Raw genomic sequence first — 20310 nt, 5'->3', positions numbered from 1 at the left:
CGCGTCCGTCCACGGCCGACCCGCCGTAGGGGTGCGGAGGGCGGCACGCTCCCCCGCGTCCGTCCACGGCCGACCCGCCGTGGGGGTGCGAGGGGACACGTGCTCCCCGGCATCCGTCCACGGCCGACCCGCCGTAGGGGTGCGGGGGGCGGCGCACTCCCCCGCATCCGTACACGGCCGAACCGTCGTGGGGGCACGGTGGACGGCATGGTCCCCCGCGTCCGTACGCGGCCGGGCCGCCGTGGGGGTGCGAGGGGCGGCGCACTCCCCCGCGTCCGTATGCGGGTGAATCGCCGTGGGGGGCTGCGTGGCCTCGCCTTGTGGGGGCGGGGTCATTGGGGGGCCTCCTCCAGGGCCGCGCCCGCCTCTCCGTTGACCGTCCAGCCTGCGTCGAAGCCGGGGAAGAAGAGAGGGACGTTGGCCTGGACCTCGGCTTGCATGATCGTGCCGTTGGCGGTGCAGTCGATGGAGGTGTCGCTCCAGGCGCCGGGGAGGTTCTCGGCGCCGGCGGACTGGCAGGCGCCCGCGACGTCGCCGTTCACCGCGTACGCCGCTGTCGCCGCGCGGGCCGCCTGGTCGGCCGCGTTGCCGACCAGGGTGTAGGTGTAGCCGTAGAGGGCGGCCTGCCAGAGGATCGTCATGACGACGAGGACGAGGGGGAACATCCCGGCGAATTCGAGGGTCACCGAACCCCGGTCGCCGCCCTTGCGGCGCAGGACGAGGGCGCCGCGGTCGCCCGGGGCCTTGCGGCGTCGGCCGCCTCCGCCGGCGTCCTGGGGTGTCACCAGTTCCAGTTCGCCTGCCAGCGACCACAGGGCCTGCTTCACGGCCGAGCGGGCGTCCAGGTCCTGCAACCGGCCCGTGTCCACCACCGACTGGAGTTCCTTGAAGGCGGCGGGGACGGCGTTGCGGGCCACCTTCGTGCCGGTGACCTTCTCGACGAGGGACGGCTGGATCTCCGTACCGCGTGAGTGGCGGTTGACGACCGTCAGTGTCTCCTCGGCCTTGCGGATCTGGAGGCGGTCCCACAGGCGGACCATGCGTTTGGCGGCGCGGATGGCGACGACGTCCGGGGTCACGAGCAGGAGTGCCTGGTCGGCCATTTCCACGGCGGCGGCTGTCGCGGCGTTCATCTGGGAACCGCAGTCGACGATCACCACGTCGTGGCGGGAGCGGAGGGCGGCCAGGATCTGGCGGGCGACGCGGTCCGTCACCTCCTCGCCCCGCTCGCCCTCACCGGGGGCGAGCAGCAGGGCGATCCCGGTGTCGTGGGCGTACACCGCCTCCTGCAGGACCCGGGGGTTGATGTCCGTGATGCCGGCGAGGTCGGCGACCGAGCGGCGGAACTGTACGTCCAGGTACGACGCCACGTCCCCGGACTGGAGGTCGAGGTCCAGCAGGGCGACCGTACGGCCCGACGCGCGTGCCGCCAGGGCGAGGTGGACCGCCGTGACCGTGGCGCCGACGCCGCCCTTGGCTCCGCTGACCGTGACGACGGTGCCGCCGGGGCCCGTGTACAGCTCGGGCGTACCGCTGCCGAGGTGGCGACGCATGCCGGCCGACCAGGCGGCGGCTGCCTGGACGCGTTCGGCGAGGGCGTCGTAGGAGAGGGGGAGGGTGACGATGCCGCGGGCACCGGAGTCCATGGCGGCGGTGAGGACGCCGGTGCTGGTGTCGGAGGTGACGAGGACGACCCCGACCGCCGGGAAGCGCAGCACGAGGTCGCGGACCAGGTCCAGCGCCGGGACGGGGCCGATCCGTTCATGGACCAGCACCACCTCCGGCAGCTCGTCCAGCGACTCGACGGCGAGGCGGGCGAGGGTGTCGAGCAGGGAGGTGGAGTCGGACACGGGCGGCGCCGGTTCGGCGTCGGCCAGCTGGCCGAGCAGGGTGGTCAGGGCCCGCGCCGAGTCGATGTCCCCGACGGCGGGGAGGATGCGGATGGTCATCGGCACATCCCCGTTCCGGTGGCAGTGGCGGAGCCGATGGGTGTCGCCGCTTCGGGCACGCCTGCCTCCCTGTTGCGTCGCCCCCTCAGCAGCATGCCCAGCCGCAGGGGCATTCGACGCACCCCCGTTCGAGGCGTCGTCGTACGGACATCCCGTACCGACCTCATCGCGCGGCCTCCTACTTGTCCTCGTCGAGGGTGTACGAACGGTCGTCCGGTACGACCACGGTGGCCTCGTCGCCGCCCGCGACCAGGGCCAGACGGACGTGCTCCGCGAACGACTCGGCGAACGCGACGCGCTGGGCGTCGGCGGTGTCGAGGGCGAAGGTGATCGGGACGGCCTCGGTCGCCGTACGGCGGCGGTCGCTGCTGGACTGGTTCGGTTCGAGGGGGGTGAGCCTGCCGACGTCGATCACGCGGGCGTCGGTGACGAGCAGCTTGGACGTGTCCTTGCCCGAGTCGCTGTCCTTCTCCTCGAACGTGGCGTAGATGTTGACCCGCGACCCCGGGTTGATCTTCCCGGCGACACCCGTGGACGCGTCGATCATGATGGCGATCTCCTGCTGCCCGGGGTCGAGTTCGGGCCGGTCGACGATCATGTCGGACTGGAGCAGTGAGCCCTTCTCCAGCTGCGTCACGGCGATCTTGCCGCGTATGTCCGCGAGATCGGTGACCGCCGTGTCCGACAGCCACCGCTTCGGCATCGAGATCTTCTCGAACTGGCCCGCCGTCAGCTCCTTGTACGGCGCGATGTCCCCTTTCAGCCGGTACGCCGTCACCTCGGGCCCGACCTTCGAGTTCACGTCACGGATCACCGAGAGCACCCCGGCGAAGGCGGCCAGGGCGCACAGGGCCGACAGGACCAGCAGGATGACGCCACGGCGCTGGCGCGAGTTCATGACTCTGAGAACCTCGATCGGGGCGGGGGCGGACGGGATCGGGCGGGGTCGGGCGGTCCGGCCGTTGCCGGGCAGCGCTTGTGGCTACGGGCAGCCCTTACTGCTCACGGCCATGGAGTTCGCGGAGTTGTCATGTGATCCCCCGTGGCAGCGCCCGGACGGACATCGGCGGTTCCGGCTCTCGCAGCGGGGCCGCGCAGAAGCCGCAGCGGTCGCCGATGAGTTCCAGACCGCACCAGTGGCAGGTCTCGCGGCGTACGGAGGAGACGAGCTGGTAGAGCACGGAGACGTCGGAGAGGCCGGCGGCGAACTCGACGAGCTTGCCGGTGCCCCACCAGCGCGTGGACCCCTCGGGCAGCGGGACGGGGGCCGCGCTCTGCACCTGCCAGGCGGGGGCGAGGGTCGCGGTGACCCAGTCGGACGGGGGCTGCGGGCCCTGGGCGACCAGCAGCCGGGTGCCGAACTCCGGTCCGGCGAGGGGTTCCTGCGCGGCGCCGAGGCGTACGAGCTGGGGGCGCGGGTTGGCCAGTACGGCGAACTGGGCGCCCGGCATCCAGGACTTGGCGTGCGACTTGAGGGTGACCGGAATCCGGTCGAGCTTGGCGACCGAGCCGAGGAGGGCGCCGGCGTAGATGTAGTGCGCGAGGAGGCGTACGGAGGAGGCGAGCACGCCGGGGCTGAAGTCGCACACGGACAGCTGGCGTAACTGCTGGGCGAGCAGGGCGAGTCCGAGGGGCGGCAGATCGACGCCGAGGAGGGCGATGCGGTCGCTCTCCAGCACGGAGCGCACGGTGTGCAGCCGTCGGGCGACCGCCAGCTCCTCGGGGTTCGTCCGCGCCGCCGAGTGGAGCGCGATGACGTATCCGTGCTGTTCGATCAGCGCGTGCATGCCGAGGAGGGAGCCTTCGAGGGTGTCCTGCGGCTGTACGACTGCGGGCGGGGTCTGCCGGTCGTGCGGTGGGAGCACCAGATCGGAACTGGTGACGGCTATCGCGGTCGGCACGCTGCACACCACCCCGTTCACTGCGGCGAGGTGATGGACCACCGCCCCAGTTGGCCCCTGCGAGATCTGACTGGTCTCTTGCATCAGCACCATATCCACGGCATGCCCCGATCAACACCGAATCTCCTTGATCAACTCACCGAAGGTGTGGGCCGTATCCACACAGAGTGAGACGCATATGCCCCAACTCGGCAGTCCCGCAAGGCGCGTTGGGGCACCCGGAAGGGTGAACGGGTCTCGGGCGCACGTATTGACAGCCTGATGGGTCGGAACCGACGCCGACCGGGCCGCGTAGCCAGGTGGCCGGTCTGCGCCCCCGTACCGTCTTGCCCGCTGTGGCACAGGTCACCCGGAACCACCCCCACCTCCCGGACAGGCAAGGGTGTGAGGTGTATGAGGTGCATACGACATGAGTGACCCTTTGCGGGCGCGGATACGGGCCGGGGACCGGGAGGCCTTCTCGGAGCTCTACGACGCCTACGCGCGCGCCGTCTACAACCATGCCCAGCGGCTGACCGGCGACTGGTCCACGGCCGAGGAGGTGATGGCCGACACCTTCCTCGACGCCTGGCGGAACCGGGAGCGACTGGAGCCGGACGGCGGCACGTTGAAGCCGTGGCTGCTGGGCATGGCGACCAACAAGGCCCGCAACGCCAACCGCGGCCTCGGCCGCCGCCTGGCCTTCCTGGCCCGCCGCCCCGCGCCGCCCCCGGTCGCCGACTTCGCCGACGAGACCGCCGGGCGCCTCGACGACGCGCGCCGGCTCGCCGCCGTACGCCAGGTGTACGGCAGGCTGCGGCGCGGGGAGCGGGAGGTGCTGGCGCTGTGCGTGTGGTCCGGCCTGGACTACGCCCAGGCCGCCGAGGCGCTGGGGGTTCCGGTGGGGACGGTGCGGTCGCGGCTGTCCCGGGCGAGGGAGCGGCTGCGGCGGCTCACGGACGAGCGGCTGAGGGAGGAGCAGGGCGACAGCGGCGCAAGACATAGGGAACCGGGCCGCCGTCGCGGAGAGGTGGAAGGTGAGGTCACATCCGTGGCCCTTCCCTTTCCCTACCAGGAGATTCAGGAGGGATCCCGATGAACGAGGAGCTGGCCCGACTTCTGCCGCCCCCGCCCGAACGGGACCTGCCGCCTGATCGCCTCTCCCACCACAAGGACCGCTTGATGCAGCTCATCGACGACGAACAGACCACCGGCCAGGCCCACGGCGACAGCGAGGGACACGTCCATGGCCGTATCCCCGGCCGTGACCGTACGCCCGCTCCGGCCAAGCCGTCCCGTGCCGTACGCCCGGCGCTCTGGATGCCCGTCGCCGCCCTGGCGCTGGCCGGAGCACTGACCGTGGGACTCGTCACGAGCATGGATTCCGGCTACGGGCTGCGGCGGTCCGACGACGAGACGGCCGTCGTCCTGCTCGACCGCATCGCCGACATCGCCGCGAAGACGGAGGTCACGCCGGTACGGGACGACCAGTTGGTGTACGTCAAGAGCCTGACGGCCGGGGCGGAGGCCAAGGAGGACGGGGTCTACGTACCGGGCAAGCTGCAGGAGCGGGAGGCGTGGGTGTCGCAGGAGCCGGGGCCGGTGAAGCGGTTGGCCCTGTTCTACGAGAACGGTGCCTACGTTCCGCTGCGGGAACTGCTGCCGCCGGGTTCGCCCGGCACCCCGGCGGGCATCGACCGCCCCACCTACAAGTGGCTGGCCTCCCTGCCCACCGACCCCGACGAACTGCTCGCCGAGCTGCGTCGTCTGGCCGAGCCGGTGGCGGGCCAGGAGGAGGACCAGGCCGTCTTCGACCGGATCGGCGAACTTCTCAACGCGTCGGTCATGCCGCCGGAGACCGCCGCCGCGCTGTACGAGGCCGCCGCGAAGATCCCCGGGGTGGCCCGCTTCGACGACGCCGTCGACCCCGCGGGCCGGCACGGCATCGGCATCCGCCGCGTCGACGAACGGGCGTCCTGGGCCACCGAGTGGTTCTTCGACCGGGACACCCTGACGTACCTCGGCGAACGCAGCTATCTGACGGCGGACGGCGAGATGGGCAAGAAGGGCACGGTCATGGACGAGACGGCTGTGCTGGAGCGGGCCGTCGTCGACGAGTACCGGGAGCGGCCGGGGGCGTAGGGCGCCGGGGCGCCGGGGCGCCGGGGCGCCGGGGCGCCGGGGCGCCGGGGGCAGCGTAGGGCCGAGTCCGAGTCCGAGTCCCAGTCCTGGCTGACTGCGGGCAACAGCGCCTGACATCCGCCGACGTCCCTACGGGAACCCGCCGTACCCGAAGGCCCGCCCCTCGCCTCCCCGGCGTTCCCCCTGCCACAAGGGACTGCTGAGCCCTACCGGAAAGGAATGTTGAGCCAGGGACTCCCGGGCTCGGACATCAGGATCCGGTGCGCCTCGACCATGTCCGTGTACCAGTCGCCGAACTCCTCCTCGTCGAAGTGGAGGCAGCGCCCGAGGATGTACCCGGCGGAGAAGTCCCGCCAGGACCGATACTCCAGAGCCGCCTTCCGCCCCGCCTCGACGACGGCGGACTCGGCTTCCTTCAACGTCCCGAACCTGGCCCCGAGCCCCCACCGCGCCATCTTCGAGGCGCGCCCCAAGTCCCAGGCCTCGACGGAGATGACGTACCGCCCCTCGTCGAGGATTCCGTCGGCGCGCATCCGGGCCTCGTACCGGGTGATCCGCCCGATCAGCCGCTGTACGCCCTCGATCCGCGCCTCGGTCTCCGCCTCGGGGCGCGGTTCGATCGTGGTGACCCCGTCGGGGCTCAGCACGGTCGACCCACCGGCCTTGGCACGCAGCACGTTCTCGGCGGCCTGCCGCCAGTACCCCACGTCGACGTGTCCGCCGAAGTCCCGGGCGATGGCACGCCGCAGTCCGAGGGCGAACTCCCAGACCGGACTGGAACCTTCGCAGTCGAGAAGCTCGCGCAGCCGGCCCTGCCACTCCTCCCGCGTCGTGATCCCCCACCATTCGCGGAGCCGTCGGCGCTCGCCGCGGTAGCCGGTGCCGTGCCAGGCCATGGCGTTCCACAACGAGCCGTTGTTGACGCACAGCAGGGCACCGCAGGCCAGTCCATGGGCGACGGGGCCGTGCAGAGGTCCGCCGACTCGGAGCGCCCGTAGTGTGGCTGGGCTCGAGGGAGAACCCACCCGCTCGGAGTGCTGTGCCCAGGCTGCGGAGTGTGGAGGAGCGGCGGGCAGAAACGCCTCGCACGGGCTCCCGGGATTGACCACGATCGTCGGTGGATCACCAGGTCTCCACACGCGAGCGAACCAGTTCAGCGCTTCACGGGCGAACACTCGCCGCGGCTCCGGCGCGGGCAGCATCCCCTCGGTGAACACGGCCCAGACGCGCCCTCCGACCACCCGCCGGTCGTGTCCGAACACGAGATACGTCTGGCTGGGCGTCGCGTCCGCCCCGTCCCGCTCTATCTCGAAGTAGACCCAACTGCGCGCCAGCGTGTCGAAGTAGGCCGCCCAGTCCCCGCGTTCCCTGGCCTCGAACAACGCCTGTTCGATGGCGGTCGGTGGTATCCAGGTGGGTGACGGGGCCCAAGTGGGCGACGGGGCCCCCGTGGGCGACGCGGTGGGCCCGAACCCGGCGGGCGGCGGCCCGAACGACATGCTTCCCCCTCTTCTCTGCCACACGTTGCCGCGTTGCCGCGTGCACACGTACTCGTACTCGTACTACGCGGCGGCAAAGGCAACGGCGTTGCAGCCCGCAGTACGCCGATGCGATGATCGCACACATGTCTGATCAAGGGGCGGGCAGCGGACCGGCGGACGACATACCCAGGTCGAGGATCTCCGACTACGTGGAGATAACCGCCCCACCGAAGACGACACATGGCGAAGCCCGGGGGCCCCAGGACAACCGGGAAGCCGGGGAAACCGGGGAAGCCCCGGTAGCCGTCCCCACCCCCGACGAGGCCGAGGCCGCTCTCGTCCGTCGCCGCAGGCGCGAAGCCGCCGCCCTGCTCGGCGAGTTCCGTCGTACGGCGGTCCTGGTGCCCCTCGGCGAGGACGGCTCGCCGCTGACCGCCGACTTCGGCGGCATCCGCTGGATCCACACCTTCTCCGACGAGTCGGCCCTCGCCCGCTTCGCCATCGCAAGGGGCGAAGGGTCCCGGCGGTGGACGTACGACCGCGCCCTGGGCGCACGCCTGCTGGACGTCGTGATCCCGGCGATGCCGACGCCGTACGGGGTGGCCCTGGACGCCGGCACGGAGGGCGAGGGCGCGCTGTTCCCGCCGGTGCGGGGCATCGTCCCGGACGCGGCGGCGGTGGACGCCGAGCCGCCGGGCTCCCCCGCCCCCGGCACCAACAGGCGTGACGAGAACGCGGAGTCGGCCCGGTGAACGACGGCGGAGGCGGCGCGGGCGCCGGCAACGGCAACGGCAACGCCGCTGTCGGTGGCGTCGAAGGCGCCAAGGACCTGCAGATCCAAGGCCTGGAGCAGATCGCCCAGGGCATCACGCTGGCCCTGGACGAGCTGCGCGAACTCGGCATGATCGGCGAGGCGAGCGTGGGCCGAGGCTTCTCCGATCTGGCGCTGTCGGGACTGGAGTTGGGCCACGAGGGCCTGACGTCGGCGCCGGCCTACCGACCGAGATCACGGACCCGCTCGGCGCGGTGACCCGCTACGAACGCGACGCCTTCGGCAGACCCGTCACCATCACGGACCCCACGGGCGCGGTGACCCACCTGGAATGGACGGTCGAGGGCCACCTCGCCCGTCGCACGGCCGCCGACGGCACGACGGAGTCCTGGACCTACGACGGCGAAGGCAACTGCACCACCCACACCGACCCGATGGGCGCCGTCTCCCACTTCGAATACACCCACTTCGACCTCCTCTCCGCCCGCACGGGCCCGGACGGCGTCCGCTACGAGTTCGAACACGACATGGAGCTACGCCTGACGAGGGTGACCAACCCGCAGGGGCTGACGTGGGACTACGAGTACGACGAGGCAGGCAACCTGACCTCGGAGACGGACTTCGACGACCGCACCCTCACGTACGAGCACGACGCGACGGGGCGCCTGGCCTCCCGCACGAACGCGCTCGGCCAGGTGGTGTCGTACGAGCGCAACGCTCTGGGCCAGGTCACCCGCAAGGACGCGGCGGGCAAGGTCACGACGTACGCGTACGACATGACGGACCAGCTCGCGCAGGCGACGGGCCCGGACACGACCTTGCAGATCCTGCGAGACCGCTTCGGCCGGGTGCGCTCGGAGACGGTGAACGGCCGCGAACTCGCTTACCGCTACGACGAGTTCGGCCGCCTCACCGGCCGTACGACTCCGACGGGCGCGACGACGACGTGGACGTACGACGCGACCGGCCGCCGCACAGGCATGACGGCCTCGGGCCGCACGATCGACTTCACGTACGACGAGGCAGGCCGCGAACTGTCGCGCCGAATCGGCGAGACGGTCACTTTGGAGCACACCTTCGACGCACTGGGCAGGCTGACAACCCAGTCGGTACGGGGCTCCGGCGGCCACGCGATCCAACACCGCGCGTACACGTACCGAGCCGACGGCAACCTGATCGGCATCGACGACCAACTGTCCGGCACCCGCCACTTCGATGTCGACGCGGCCGGCCGCGTAACGGCGGTCCACGCGACGAACTGGACGGAGACATACGCCTACGACGAGGCCGGCAACCAGACATCGGCGTCCTGGCCACCGGACCACCCGGGCCAGGAGGCAACGGGCCCACGCACCTACGAGGGCACCCGCATCACCCGCGCAGGCAAGATCCGCTACGAACACGACGAGCTCGGCCGCATAACCCTCCGCCAAAAAACCCGCCTGTCCCGCAAACCGGACACCTGGCGCTACGAGTGGGACGCCGAGGACCGCCTGACGGCGGTAACGACCCCGGACGGCACGCGCTGGTGCTACACATACGACCCCCTGGGGCGCCGCACGTCGAAGTCGCGCCTGGCAGCCGACGGCGAAACTGTGGTCGAGCGAGTCGACTTCACCTGGGACGGCACGACCCTCTGCGAACAGACAACCTCATCCCCGGACTTGCCGAACCCGGTGACTCTGACCTGAGACCACCGGGGTTTGCACCCCATCGCCCAGACAGAACGCATCACCGCAGCCGACGCCCCGCAGGAGGAAATCGACTCCCGCTTCTTCGCCATCGTCACGGACTTGGTGGGAACCCCCAGCGAACTCGTCGACGAACAGGGCGAGATCGCCTGGCGGACGCGCAGCACCCTGTGGGGCACAACGGCTTGGGCAAGAGACAGCACGGCCTACACACCCCTCCGCTTCCCGGGCCAGTACTACGACCCGGAAACGGGCCTCCACTACAACTACTTCCGCCACTACGATCCCGAAGCAGCCCGATACCTCACGACAGATCCCCCTGGGACTGGCACCAGCTCCGAATCCGGCGACTTACGTCCAAAATCCCTGTATCTGGATCGACTATCTCGGGCTCGCTCCCGCATGCCTTCCGAGAACAGACTCCGAGCGAGCCGAAGTCGATGATTCACCATCTGGGTTGGAACGCAGAACTGCGAATACAGGAGAATTTTCGGAATTGCAGGTTGCCATGCAGAAACGCGTGGTAAACCAAGTCGCCGAGCAGGCAGGTGTCGGACTTGAGGGTGTGACTGTAAAGATCAACCGGGACGCAGATCTGATCGGACGTGGACTTTACGGACACACGTCACCCGATGGAACGATCACGCTATACCCGGACGCTTTCAGTACCATGGAGAACCTCGTCCGGACAATTGGCCATGAGCGAATGCACGTGATGCAACTCGAGCTGTACGGTCGCCCTTCCTCATTGGAGCAGGAAGGCGCCTGGGAGCGGGCCGCGTTTGGATCGGAGGATCAATTCTGGAACTACTACAATGGAAGATTGGGCTAATGAGTGACCGCACCGCGTGGCTGAAGGCACTGTCTCGATTCAACACTGGAGACAAGGAAAACACTGAGCCCTGCCCGAACTGCGGCCGGAGCCAGCTGAGAGTTCAATACCTCGCGAATATGGAGAGCCGAGTGGGCTATGCCCTATTCTGGTGTGACGCCTGCCTGCATGGCATCTCCGTCTCTCGCGTCCAGGTCCCCGAAGGCGCGCCCGTCCGACCCATTGATGATCCGGAATCCCTGGCCGACATCCCCCATTTCGAGCGCATCGAGTGAGCCCGGAACAAAAACCTTTAACCGGGCGAAGTGCCTTACATGGAGCTATAGAGCCACCCTCCACGTCAAAGCTACGAGCGTGACAGGCATGGTAGACGAGTTGTTCACCCGCCTACCACAAACCTGGATTCACACGGGTCAGTTGCGAAGGCTCGACAACTCGAACCACACCACCTTCCAGCCGCGCTTCCGAAAGTCTCCGATGACCGGGTAGCGGCCCCAGACGTCCGCCAGGGTTTCGACGAGGAACAGGCCGCGGCCGAATTCCTGGTCGGGGGTGGAGGGGACGGGGTTGGGGAGTTCGGGGTGGTTGTCCAGGACGGCTACGTGGACGTGGTCGGGGTGGGTTCGGAGGGTGACGGTGATGAGGCTGTCGGAGTGCTTCACCGAGTTGGAGAGCAGTTCCGAGGTCAGGAGTTCCGCCGTGTCGGTGAGGTCACGGGGGCAGGCCTGACCGAGGAGTGCCGCGCGGATCGCGTGGCGGGCGACGCCTGGGGTTCGGGGGTCGTTGGGCAGTTCAAGGCGGCATTGCCAGGTGCGGGAGGCGGTTGAGGGGGAGGGCGTGGACGGGATGGGGCAGGACGGGGTCGCTTCGGGCATGGGGGTTCCCTTCCAGGACGCAACTGCCGTGAGTGGCTGGCTTGTTACGGAATGTAGGGCTGCGGATGGTTACATTGCCACTCAATCTCTAAAATTGACCCGTTCGGGGTCCGGCATGCCTCATCGGCGGCAGACTGCTTGCGAGCGGTTGAGGAAGGAAGGGCATGCCACCGAGGACGACACCCACGGAGCGTCAGAAGCGCCTGGGCAGTGAGCTGCGCAAGATGCGGACGGCTGCTGGGATGACGGCGGATCAGGCCGCCGGGCTGCTCGGGCTGGACCGGGCGAAGATCTCCAACATCGAGACGGGCATCCGTACGATCAGCCCCGAGCGGCTGCGCACACTGGCCTGCAACTGCGCCTGCTCGGACCAGGAGTACGTCGAGGCGCTCGTCGCGATGGCACGGCCCCGCGGGCGGGGATGGTGGGAGCGTTATCGCGGTGCCCTGTCCCCCAGATTGCTGGACATCGCCGAGTTGGAGTCCTACGCGGTACGCATGCGGACGGCACACACCGCGCACATCCCGGGGTTGTTCCAGACCAGTGACCACTCGCTCGAACTCTTCAGGGCTGTGCTGCCGCCACTGCCCGAGCATGAAGTCGCCCTGCGCTTGGCGTTTCGCGCGGAACGGCAGAAGGTGCTTGAGGGTGAGAATCCGCCCGAGTACGTCGGTGTCGTGCATGAAGCGGCGCTGCGCATGCAGTTCGGGGGGCGCAAGACTGCGCGGGCGCAGCTGGAGCACCTGTTGGCCGTGTCGGAGCGGCCAGCAGTACGGCTGCTTGTCATTCCGTTCTCCGCCGGGACGTTCCCCGGGGCCGGGGCGACCGTCAACTACCTCGAAGGTTCCGTACCCCAGTTGGACACGGCCCAGGTCGACAGCTCGCACGGGCCGGAATTCCTCAGTGATGACGCGCAGTTGGCCAAGTACCGTGCCCACTTGGACTGGATGGAGCGCATCGCGTTGTCGCCGGAGGCTTCGCGCGACTTCATCCGCGTCATCGCCAACGACCTGTGAGGAGACGCCCTGTGGACGACATCACGTGGGAGGAGCCCTTCTGCGGTGAGGGAGCCAGTTGCTTCCGCCTCGGCACCGACTCCACCGGCAACGCCTACATCGCCATAGCCGGCGCCGAGGACGCCTACCTCACCGACACCCGAGAAGCGCTTCGTACGCTCATCCTCGACATCAAGGCCGGCAAGGTCGATCACCTGTTGTGAGGTTCCGCTAACCCATCGGCCGGTAGTAGCCCAGCACCTGGGCCAGGTGGGCGAACCACTCGTGGAGGCGGGCTCGGGGTTTCGCCTCGATCGTGCACTCGTAGAAGCTGCCGTCGACGTGGACCACGGCGACCATGAGGGACTTGCCGTTGCCGCTCGCCTTGTAGTGGACGCTGCGGATCTCCGGCCAGGGGAAGTCGACGGATATGCCGTGGTCCTCGAAGGCGACCCCGCCCGCGTCGATCACCACGGAGTTGTGGCGGTCGACGGCCAGGAACTCCGGGCCCTGGGCCGGGGCCGGGGCTCCCGCTCCCGGGGGCATCGGCGGCTGGGCGTACGGCGGCTGCGGCTGCCCGGGCGGTGGCGCCGGGTGCGCGTACGGCTGCGGTGCCTGCGGGGGCTGGGCGTACGGCTGGGCCGGCTGCGCGTACGGCTGGCCTGACTGAGCATAGGGATGCGGAGGTTGGGCGTAGGGCTGTGCCGGTGGCGCGGGAGGGGGCCCCGGGGCGATGTAGGGCTGAGCCGGTGGTGCCGGAGGGGCCCCCGGGGCGACGTACGGCTGCGGCGGTGGGCCGAAGCCCGAGTGGCCCTCCGGCGGCGCCCACGGCTGCGATGGCTGTGCCGGCGGCGGTGACGGCGGTGATGACGGCGGTGGCGTCTGGTCGCCCTGCTCAGGCTGCTCCATGGTTCTTCGTCCTTCTGCCCCGTTGGTGAGCCCGGCTCGTGGGCCCTCTCGACCGGTTGGTGAGGCTCCGTTGCCCAGCTCCGCTGCTGAGCTCCTTCGATGAGCCCGGTGGTGTGATCCGTACCGCCGCACCGTATCCGTCCCCCGCCCATGAAACATTCCCCGGGGGCCACCGCATCAAAGAAGTGAAAGCGAGCAAGCGACGACGTGCCTACGCGAGCCCACCAGGGGAGCCACAGATGAGACAAGTCCGCGCGGACGGTTACCAGGAGTTCGCGGTGGCGCGGGCGGGGCATCTGTACCGGTCCGCGTGTCTGCTCACCGGTGGGGACACGCACCTCGCCGAGGATCTGGTGCAGGAGACGCTCGGGCGGCTGTACGTGAAGTGGGGGCGGGTGCAGCGCGTGGGCAACCCCGCCGGGTACGCGCAGACCGTGCTCACCCGTACCTTCCTCGCCCATCAGCGGCGGCGGAGCAGCAAGGAGCGGGCCACCGACGCCATTCCCGACGTGCCCGCCGCGCCCGGGTCGGACGCCTCGCTGCGGCTGACCCTCGTGGAGGCGCTGGCGCAGCTGCCGCCCAAGGACCGGGCCGTGGTCGTCCTGCGCTACTGGGAGGACCGGTCCATCGAGGAGACCGCCTCGGCGATGAACGCCAGCTCGTCGGCGGTACGGACACGTTGCGTACGCGCCCTCGCCCGGCTGCGGGTGCTGCTCGGGGACGGCATCGGTGAGTACGTCACTCCCTGAGCCCCACCCTCGAACGCCGACCCGCACCCACACGAACACCCGCACCTGTCATCCGGCACCCCCTACAAACGCAGGCTCACACGCAGAAACGGCGGTTCACCATGCCCGTTGAACAGCACGAAGACCCCTTCGAGGGCCGGCTCGGCGACGCCCTGCGACGGGCCGGCGATGCCTTCGAGACCGATGGGCACGCCCTGGTCGGCGGTGGTGCCGTACGCGGCCGGAGGATGATGTTCCGACGGCGGGCGGCCATGGTCGGCGGAGTGGCCGGCATCGCTCTCGTCGGAGTCGGCGGGACGATGCTCCTGCCGGACGGCGACACCGACGGCGGCGGAAGACAGTCCGTGGCCGCGAAGCCCACCGGGTCGGGCGGATCGGGGTCGGACGGCGGCGGCGAGGTGTCCGGCGACGAACTCGTCCGTACGCTCAAGGGACTGCTCCCGAAAGGGAAGTTCAGCGGGGAGTCCTCGCGCGGCACGGGCGCGAGGCTCGGGCCGTACGCGCGTGTCGTGTACGACGACGGCAGGGGCGGGGCGGCCGTGGAGGTCGGGCTCGGGCGGACCGACGCGGACAGCGAGCAGGCCCGGCAGCTGACCACATGCCCGGACAAGACCTTCGTCGAGTTCGACTCCTGCGAGGAGAGCACCCTGCCGGACGGCTCGCGGCTGATGCTCTTCAAGGGGTACGAGTACCCGGACCGCCGCGTGGACACCAAGCACTGGTACGCGCAGCTGGTCACCCGCGACGGCTACGACGTCAGCGTCATGGAGTGGAACGCCGAGACGCAGAAGAGCTCCCCGATCACGCGCGATGAACCGCCGCTGTCCACCGCCCAGTTGAAGGAGATCGCCCTGGACTCGGCGTGGCGCGAGGCCATCGACGCCATTCCGGAGGAGCCGGAGGAGGGGGAGAAGGAGAGCTCGTCGACGGCGGCGCCCGGCTCCAGCGGTTCCGCCGGTTCCACTGGTTCCGCCGGTTCCAGCGGCTCGGCCGACTCCGGTGGGTCCAAGGGTTCCTCCTCCGCCGATGCGCCGATGGTGTCCGGTGACGCGATCCAGAAGACGCTCCTCGAACTGCTGCCCGACGGGGTCGACGTCGTGCACAAGGGCGGTCAGGAGACCGACTTCGGGTACGTCGTCCTCGACGACGGCAAGGGGCAGAGCCTGGTGCAGATCAATGCGCAGCCGGGGATGGGGGACCTAGCGGGCTCGCTGTTCGGGGCCGACGCCGAGACCCTGCCCGACGGGACGAAGGTCGCCACGCAGCAGGGGCCCGGTGAGAAGGGCGGCGCGGGTGTCGTCATGTGGACCGTGGACACCCTGCGCACCGACGGTCTGCGGGTCGTGATCAGCGCCTTCAACTCCGGCGCCCAGCACACCGCCGCCACCCGCGACACCCCCGCGCTCACCATGGCCCAGCTGAAGGACATCGCCACGAGCGAGAAGTGGAAGACGCTCGGCTGACGGTACGGCCTGCGTCAACCGTTGACGGTACGACCCGCGTCAACCGTTCGGCCGAGCAGGGAAGGGGTCCCCGTCCTGGAGGAAGTCCGTCCGTCCCGGAAGAAGTCCCCGTCCTAGAAGAAGTCCCCCCACGGCTGGTCCCAGATCTGTTTCACGGCCAGGATCAGGAACAACAGGCCCGCGATCGCCAGCATGGCGTTGCTGACCAGCCCGTTGCGCCACTCGCGCGGGGTGCGGTCGGAGTTCAGCAGCCAGAGGAGGGTGGCGGCGAGGAAGGGGAGGAACGCGGCGCCGAGGACGCCGTAGATGATGATCAGGCGGAAGGGCTGGCCCTGGAAGAGCAGGATCATCGGCGGGAAGGTCAGCCAGAGCAGATACACGCGGAAGGGCCAGGACCGCTCACGCGTGCCGGAGGCGACCGCCTCCCCCGTCGCCTCACCCTTCGTACGGAAGCGCGCCACGAAGTCGGCGAACATCAGGCTCACCCCGTGCCAGACGCCGATGAGGGAGGTGTACGAGGTGGCGAAGAAGCCGATCAGGAAGAACTTGGCGGTGGCCGACCCGTACTCGTCCTCCAGGATGTCGCCGAGCTGGATGAGCCCCTTGTCGCCGCCGGCGAGGGCGATGTTCGCGGAGTGCAGCAGCTCCGCGCCGACGAAGAGCATCGCGATCACGAAGATGCCGGTGGTGATGTACGCGACCCGGTTGTCGAGGCGCATGACCTTCATCCAGCCGGTGTTCGTCCAGCCCTTGGCGTTGACCCAGTAGCCGTACGCGGCCAGCGTGATCGTGCCGCCGACGCCGCCGATCAGGCCGAGGGTGTTGAGGATGGAGTCCTCCTCGTCGGGGATGACGGGCAACAACCCCGCCAACGCGTCGGGGAGGTTGGGGGTGACGCGGATCGCCAGATAGACCGTCACGACGAACATGACGCCGACCAGGACCGTCATGACCTTCTCGAAGACGGCGTACTTGTTGAACCAGACGAAGACCAGACCGGACAGGCCGCAGAGGATGGCCCACCATTCGAGGTCCATGACGTCCGGGAACAGCGCCTGGAGCGGAAGGGCGCTGGACGACATCGCGGCGGCGCCGTACACGAAGCCCCAGATCACGACGTACGCGACGAAGAACCACGTCGTCCAGCGGCCGAGGCTCGCCCAGCCGTCGAAGAGGGTGCGGCCGGTGGACAGATGCCAGCGGCCGGCCGCCTCGGCGAGGGAGATCTTGACGAGACAGCCGAGGACGGCGGCCCACAGGAGGGTGTAGCCGAAGTTGCTGCCGGCGATGAGGGTGGCCACGAGGTCACCGGCGCCGACACCCGTCGCGGCGACGACGATGCCGGGACCGATGTACTTCCAACTGGACTTTCGAGGGGGCGAAGTCGCGGCCCCGGTCGCCGTGTTGTCCGTGGTGTCAGCCATGCGGATCAAGAAAGCGTAAAGCGGGTGACGGCACAAGAGGGCGTGCGGTGAAGGAAGTCGGCCGACGGGGCGGACCCCGGCGGCTGGGCGTGCCGCCGGGGCCGGGGCTGTGGTTCCGGTGGCGCTGGACGGGTGCGCCTTTGGAACTCCACGGGTTACGTCGGCTGTCGCCGACCACAGCCGTCCAACCCGCACGTGCCGAGCTCGAACCACACGGTCTTGCCCGGCCCGTCCTGATGGCAGCCCCAGCGCCCGGCGAGCGCGTCCACCAGGAACATCCCCCTGCCGCTCTCCGATATCTCCGTGGTCCGGCGCACCCGGGGCGGGCGGCCGTCGGTGTCCGAGACCTCGCACCGCAGTACGCCGTGCGCGGCCGTCAGTGTCAGCTTCAGCCGGCTCTCGGCGTGTACCAGCGCGTTGGTGACCAGCTCGCTGACCAGTAGTTCCGCTGTCTCGGTCTGATCCAGCAGTCCCCATACCTCCAACTGCCTGCGCACCTCCGCGCGGGCCTGGGCGGCGGCAGTGGGACGGGGTTCGTACTCGACGCTCAAGTGACCCGCACGCATGGGCGGTTGTGGATACGAGGCGAAATGGGGACCGGAATCCGGAAGGAGTCCCCCGGAGAGTTGCAGCATGCTTCCAGGCTTGCCCCGGGGAGAGCGCGGCACACGGGGAGGAATACCCGTTTCCCGGCGTGCATATACCTGTTTTCCGCCCGGGTACGTCCGGAATTGGCGGCGTACGGGGCGGATAGGTAGTACGAGCATGTATGAGGCTTTACCTGTTCGCGTGGCCGCCTGGATGGTCGCCCACGCGGCGATCTGGCTGCGGCCGTGGAAGTCGAGCTTGTCGAGAATGCGTTCGACATGGCCCTCGGCGGTACGGCGGGCGATGACGAGACGGTCGGCGATCCGCTGGTTGGCGAGCCCTTTGGCGACGAGCCAGGCGCCTCGGCCTCACGGGCGGTGAGGGGGTGCGGGAGCCGGGGGGCCTCGTAGGGCACACGGCGCGCGGGGCGTTCCCTGCGCTCGCGGGGTTCACGGCACTCCGGGTATTCCCGACGTTCGGGGTGCTCGGGGCGTTCGGGGCGTTCGGGGTGCTCGGGGCGTTCGGAGGGCTCGGACCCACGGGCACCCCACGCGCCCCGCCGACTCCGCGCGGGCCGCGCCCTGGGCCTCCCTCACATCTGCCTGCCCCCGGCCATTTTCCGCCCCCTTCCAGCCACAGGAACCCGGCGGCCGACACTGTCACTCTTGACCTGGTCATGCCAGGGCTCCACCATGAGCGCCACACCCGCACCAGGGCCTGTCGGGCACCCCACGGTCACCGGCAGGCCCGAGGCACGTCGCAAGGATCCACCCCCCAGCTCCACTCCCCCACTTCCGGAGATCCCGGAACCCCTGGAGAAAGTAGGAGACTTCATGCGACTCCGCATACGCGGCAGGTCGGCCACGCCCGGCGGCGCGAGCAGGAGATCGGGTCGGCGCACCGCCGCCTTCGCCACCCTGCTGGCGATTGCCCTCGCCGCACCGGTCGCCGCGACCACCTCGGACGCGACGGCGACCAGCGCCGAACGGCCCAAGGCCTCGGCGGACGACATCCGCCAGTACGAGGTCCACATGCACTCGGACGTCGAGTCCCGCACGGCGCTGCAGAAGGCCGGCGTGACGGTGGACGACGCCGACGACCACTCGGTCTTCATCTCCGGCCGCGCCGACCAGATCAAGAAGCTGCGCCAGCAGGGCTACGAGGTCACGGCGATGGGCGCGGTGCCGGACCGGTCGAACGGCGAGGACGACGTACGGCTCTTCGACTTCCCGTCCGGCGACTCCCGTTACCACAACTACGCGGAGATGACGAGCGAGATCAACTCGATCGTCTCGGCGAACCCCTCCATCGTCAGCCAGCGGGTCATCGGCACCTCGTACCAGGGCCGGAACATCGTCGCCATCAAGATCAGCGACAACGTCGGCACCGACGAGTCCGAGCCCGAGGTGCTGTTCACCCATCACCAGCACGCCCGCGAACACCTCACCGTCGAGATGGCGCTCTATCTGCTCAACGAGCTGACCTCCGACTACGGCACCGACTCCCGCGTCACCAACATGGTGAACAACCGTGAGATCTGGATCATCCCGGACCTCAACCCGGACGGCGGCGAGTACGACATCGCCACCGGCTCCTACCGCTCGTGGCGCAAGAACCGGCAGCCCAACTCCGGTTCCTCGGCCGTCGGTACGGACCTCAACCGCAACTGGGCCTACCGGTGGGGCTGCTGCGGCGGCTCCTCCGGGTCGACGTCCTCCGACACCTACCGCGGCTCCGCGGCCGAGTCGGCGCCCGAGGTCAAGGTCGTCGCGAACTTCGTGCGCAGCCGGGTCGTCGGCGGGGTCCAGCAGATCAAGTCGGGCATCGACTTCCACACATACAGCGAACTGGTGCTGTGGCCCTACGGGTACACCACCGCGGACACGGCGACCGGGATGACGGCGGACGACAACGCCGCGTTCAAGGCGGTCGGGCAGAAGATGGCCGCGAGCAACGGGTACACGGCGGAGCAGGCGAGCGACCTGTACATCACCGACGGGTCGATCGACGACTACCTCTGGGGCTCGCACAAGATCTTCAGCTACACGTTCGAGATGTATCCGTCGTCGGCCTCGGGTGGTGGGTTCTACCCGCCCGACGAGGTCATCGCCCGGGAGACCGCGCGGAACCGGGACGCGGTGCTGCAGCTGCTGGAGAACTCGGACTGCATGTACCGGTCCATCGGCAAGGAGTCGCAGTATTGCTGAGCCGGGCGACCCGGTGTCGCTAGACCGGGCGGCATCGCCTGGCCGGTGAGCGCTCGGGCGCTTCTGTGAGGTGTGAGTGGGTTCCTGAAGCCCGGCCAGGTCGTACGGACCGTGGTCGAGGGTGTGGGGGAGTGCGTGAACACCGTCGTCGAGGACAAGCGGTGACCGTTGCCGACCGGGCCGAGGCCCTCGGCTGGGTCGAGGAGGGGCAACGCCGGCTGTCGCAGGCCGTCGACGCGCTGCCGGCCGACGCGGTCGCCGAACCGTCCGCCCTCCCCGGCTGGACCCGCGGCCACCTCCTCACCCACCTCGCCCGCAACGCCGACGCCCTGGGTCAACCTGCTGACCTGGGC

General features: G+C 69.5%; 20 protein-coding genes and 2 pseudogenes. 13 read left to right on the top strand and 9 right to left on the bottom strand.

All coding sequences use genetic code 11. The features are described 5' to 3' along the window. Positions 1-332 precede the first annotated feature (332 nt). From STRIP9103_RS31345 to STRIP9103_RS31335, 3 genes are all read right to left on the bottom strand, one after another. The gene (locus tag STRIP9103_RS31345) at positions 333-1949 is read right to left on the bottom strand and encodes an AAA family ATPase (RefSeq protein WP_048821323.1); all 1617 of its coding nucleotides are present in this window, start codon (positions 1947-1949) and stop codon (positions 333-335) included. Positions 1950-2127: 178 nt separating this feature from the next. Beyond that, complete coding sequence (gene cpaB / locus STRIP9103_RS31340; protein WP_009327158.1) at positions 2128-2847, bottom strand: Flp pilus assembly protein CpaB; 720 nt, start codon at positions 2845-2847, stop codon at positions 2128-2130. A 130-nt stretch (positions 2848-2977) separates the two neighbouring features. Further along, entirely contained in the window at positions 2978-3892 is a 915-nt protein-coding gene (locus tag STRIP9103_RS31335; protein ID WP_009327153.1) for a hypothetical protein, read from the bottom strand. A gap of 367 nt (positions 3893-4259) precedes the next feature. On the opposite strand from STRIP9103_RS31335, the gene STRIP9103_RS31330 reads away from it, so the two are divergent. Together STRIP9103_RS31330 and STRIP9103_RS31325 are read left to right on the top strand one after the other, a co-directional pair. Next, positions 4260-4928, top strand: a complete 669-nt coding sequence (locus STRIP9103_RS31330; protein WP_078614116.1) for an RNA polymerase sigma factor — start codon at positions 4260-4262, stop codon at positions 4926-4928. Continuing rightward, positions 4925-5971: a CU044_5270 family protein gene (locus STRIP9103_RS31325; RefSeq protein ID WP_009327164.1), complete on the top strand. Its 1047-nt coding sequence runs from the start codon at positions 4925-4927 to the stop codon at positions 5969-5971. Before STRIP9103_RS31330 ends, STRIP9103_RS31325 begins: the two co-directional genes overlap by 4 nt. Positions 5972-6177: 206 nt before the next feature. On the opposite strand, the gene STRIP9103_RS31320 is transcribed toward STRIP9103_RS31325, so the two are convergent. Continuing rightward, positions 6178-7470 (bottom strand): DUF1266 domain-containing protein, encoded by a 1293-nt coding sequence (locus tag STRIP9103_RS31320; RefSeq protein WP_009327157.1) that lies wholly within the window; start codon positions 7468-7470, stop codon positions 6178-6180. Between the two features lie 125 nt (positions 7471-7595). On the opposite strand from STRIP9103_RS31320, the gene STRIP9103_RS47310 reads away from it, so the two are divergent. From STRIP9103_RS47310 to STRIP9103_RS50230, 4 genes and pseudogenes are all read left to right on the top strand, one after another. Beyond that, positions 7596-8204 carry a hypothetical protein gene (locus tag STRIP9103_RS47310; protein WP_234022350.1) on the top strand — a complete coding sequence of 203 codons (609 nt, stop codon included), beginning with the start codon at positions 7596-7598 and terminating at the stop codon, positions 8202-8204. Next, the gene (locus STRIP9103_RS52130; RefSeq protein WP_181811129.1) at positions 8201-8482 is read left to right on the top strand and encodes a hypothetical protein; all 282 of its coding nucleotides are present in this window, start codon (positions 8201-8203) and stop codon (positions 8480-8482) included. Before STRIP9103_RS47310 ends, STRIP9103_RS52130 begins: the two co-directional genes overlap by 4 nt. Beyond that, positions 8440-10747, top strand: a pseudogene (locus tag STRIP9103_RS31310) (RHS repeat-associated core domain-containing protein); the annotation flags it as partial. The gene STRIP9103_RS52130 and the pseudogene STRIP9103_RS31310, both read left to right, overlap by 43 nt. After that, entirely contained in the window at positions 10747-11022 is a 276-nt protein-coding gene (locus STRIP9103_RS50230; RefSeq protein ID WP_158696927.1) for a hypothetical protein, read from the top strand. The pseudogene STRIP9103_RS31310 and the gene STRIP9103_RS50230, both read left to right, overlap by 1 nt. 138 nt (positions 11023-11160) lie before the next feature. Here the strand turns inward: STRIP9103_RS50230 and STRIP9103_RS31305 are convergent, their stop codons facing one another. After that, the gene (locus tag STRIP9103_RS31305; RefSeq protein ID WP_009327155.1) at positions 11161-11622 is read right to left on the bottom strand and encodes an ATP-binding protein; all 462 of its coding nucleotides are present in this window, start codon (positions 11620-11622) and stop codon (positions 11161-11163) included. A gap of 164 nt (positions 11623-11786) precedes the next feature. Between STRIP9103_RS31305 and STRIP9103_RS31300 the strand changes: the two genes are divergently transcribed. Both STRIP9103_RS31300 and STRIP9103_RS31295 read left to right on the top strand, forming a co-directional pair. Further along, entirely contained in the window at positions 11787-12638 is an 852-nt protein-coding gene (locus tag STRIP9103_RS31300) for a helix-turn-helix domain-containing protein (RefSeq protein WP_009327162.1), read from the top strand. A gap of 11 nt (positions 12639-12649) precedes the next feature. Beyond that, positions 12650-12841 carry a hypothetical protein gene (locus STRIP9103_RS31295; RefSeq protein WP_009327168.1) on the top strand — a complete coding sequence of 64 codons (192 nt, stop codon included), beginning with the start codon at positions 12650-12652 and terminating at the stop codon, positions 12839-12841. A gap of 7 nt (positions 12842-12848) precedes the next feature. Here STRIP9103_RS31295 and STRIP9103_RS52125 read toward each other — a convergent pair whose 3' ends face one another. After that, positions 12849-13088 carry a hypothetical protein gene (locus tag STRIP9103_RS52125; protein ID WP_234022349.1) on the bottom strand — a complete coding sequence of 80 codons (240 nt, stop codon included), beginning with the start codon at positions 13086-13088 and terminating at the stop codon, positions 12849-12851. Positions 13089-13097: 9 nt separating this feature from the next. Between STRIP9103_RS52125 and STRIP9103_RS52120 the strand changes: the two genes are divergently transcribed. The 3 genes from STRIP9103_RS52120 (at position 13098) to STRIP9103_RS31280 (ending at position 15738) form a co-directional block, all read left to right on the top strand. Next, on the top strand, positions 13098-13283 hold the full coding sequence (locus STRIP9103_RS52120) for a hypothetical protein (protein ID WP_234022348.1): 186 nt from the start codon (positions 13098-13100) through the stop codon (positions 13281-13283). 482 nt (positions 13284-13765) lie between these two features. Beyond that, positions 13766-14275, top strand: coding sequence for a SigE family RNA polymerase sigma factor (locus tag STRIP9103_RS31285; RefSeq protein WP_009327165.1), 510 nt, complete (start codon positions 13766-13768; stop codon positions 14273-14275). A 101-nt stretch (positions 14276-14376) separates the two neighbouring features. Beyond that, complete coding sequence (locus tag STRIP9103_RS31280; RefSeq protein WP_009327152.1) at positions 14377-15738, top strand: hypothetical protein; 1362 nt, start codon at positions 14377-14379, stop codon at positions 15736-15738. A 113-nt stretch (positions 15739-15851) separates the two neighbouring features. Here the strand turns inward: STRIP9103_RS31280 and STRIP9103_RS31275 are convergent, their stop codons facing one another. The 3 genes and pseudogenes from STRIP9103_RS31275 to STRIP9103_RS53575 form a co-directional block, all read right to left on the bottom strand. Then, on the bottom strand, positions 15852-17162 hold the full coding sequence (locus STRIP9103_RS31275) for an Nramp family divalent metal transporter (RefSeq protein ID WP_009327150.1): 1311 nt from the start codon (positions 17160-17162) through the stop codon (positions 15852-15854). Positions 17163-17317: 155 nt separating this feature from the next. Beyond that, a complete protein-coding gene (locus STRIP9103_RS31270) occupies positions 17318-17728 on the bottom strand; it encodes an ATP-binding protein (protein WP_048821322.1) in 411 nt (136 codons plus the stop codon). A 252-nt stretch (positions 17729-17980) separates the two neighbouring features. Continuing rightward, positions 17981-18091 (bottom strand): annotated as a pseudogene (locus STRIP9103_RS53575) (LuxR C-terminal-related transcriptional regulator); the annotation flags it as partial. A 492-nt stretch (positions 18092-18583) separates the two neighbouring features. Here STRIP9103_RS53575 and STRIP9103_RS31265 point away from each other — a divergent pair. Then, on the top strand, positions 18584-19957 hold the full coding sequence (locus STRIP9103_RS31265; protein WP_009327159.1) for a M14 family metallopeptidase: 1374 nt from the start codon (positions 18584-18586) through the stop codon (positions 19955-19957). Positions 19958-20118: 161 nt separating this feature from the next. Beyond that, a partial coding sequence (locus tag STRIP9103_RS31260; RefSeq protein ID WP_048821321.1) for a maleylpyruvate isomerase N-terminal domain-containing protein occupies positions 20119-20310 on the top strand: 192 nt, incomplete at its 3' end.

Origin of the sequence: Streptomyces ipomoeae 91-03 (genome assembly GCF_000317595.1) — a bacterium.
In the GTDB taxonomy this organism is placed as follows: domain Bacteria; phylum Actinomycetota; class Actinomycetes; order Streptomycetales; family Streptomycetaceae; genus Streptomyces; species Streptomyces ipomoeae.
Note: the sequence above shows the minus strand (reverse complement) of the source record. Positions and strands in the feature narration are given on the sequence as shown.

Bases quoted from the DNA above. Each gene is read 5' to 3' on its own strand.
- STRIP9103_RS50230 (WP_158696927.1), top strand. From the start codon at position 10,747: ATGAGTGACCGCACCGCGTGGCTGAAGGCACTGTCTCGATTCAACACT.
- cpaB (WP_009327158.1), bottom strand. From the start codon at position 2,847: ATGAACTCGCGCCAGCGCCGTGGCGTCATCCTGCTGGTCCTGTCGGCC.
- STRIP9103_RS47310 (WP_234022350.1), top strand. From the start codon at position 7,596: ATGTCTGATCAAGGGGCGGGCAGCGGACCGGCGGACGACATACCCAGG.
- STRIP9103_RS31275 (WP_009327150.1), bottom strand. From the start codon at position 17,162: ATGGCTGACACCACGGACAACACGGCGACCGGGGCCGCGACTTCGCCC.
- STRIP9103_RS31330 (WP_078614116.1), top strand. From the start codon at position 4,260: ATGAGTGACCCTTTGCGGGCGCGGATACGGGCCGGGGACCGGGAGGCC.
- STRIP9103_RS31265 (WP_009327159.1), top strand. From the start codon at position 18,584: ATGCGACTCCGCATACGCGGCAGGTCGGCCACGCCCGGCGGCGCGAGC.
- STRIP9103_RS31300 (WP_009327162.1), top strand. From the start codon at position 11,787: ATGCCACCGAGGACGACACCCACGGAGCGTCAGAAGCGCCTGGGCAGT.
- STRIP9103_RS31270 (WP_048821322.1), bottom strand. From the start codon at position 17,728: ATGCGTGCGGGTCACTTGAGCGTCGAGTACGAACCCCGTCCCACTGCC.
- STRIP9103_RS31345 (WP_048821323.1), bottom strand. From the start codon at position 1,949: ATGACCATCCGCATCCTCCCCGCCGTCGGGGACATCGACTCGGCGCGG.
- STRIP9103_RS31280 (WP_009327152.1), top strand. From the start codon at position 14,377: ATGCCCGTTGAACAGCACGAAGACCCCTTCGAGGGCCGGCTCGGCGAC.
- STRIP9103_RS31285 (WP_009327165.1), top strand. From the start codon at position 13,766: ATGAGACAAGTCCGCGCGGACGGTTACCAGGAGTTCGCGGTGGCGCGG.
- STRIP9103_RS31305 (WP_009327155.1), bottom strand. From the start codon at position 11,622: ATGCCCGAAGCGACCCCGTCCTGCCCCATCCCGTCCACGCCCTCCCCC.
- STRIP9103_RS31325 (WP_009327164.1), top strand. From the start codon at position 4,925: ATGAACGAGGAGCTGGCCCGACTTCTGCCGCCCCCGCCCGAACGGGAC.
- STRIP9103_RS31320 (WP_009327157.1), bottom strand. From the start codon at position 7,470: ATGTCGTTCGGGCCGCCGCCCGCCGGGTTCGGGCCCACCGCGTCGCCC.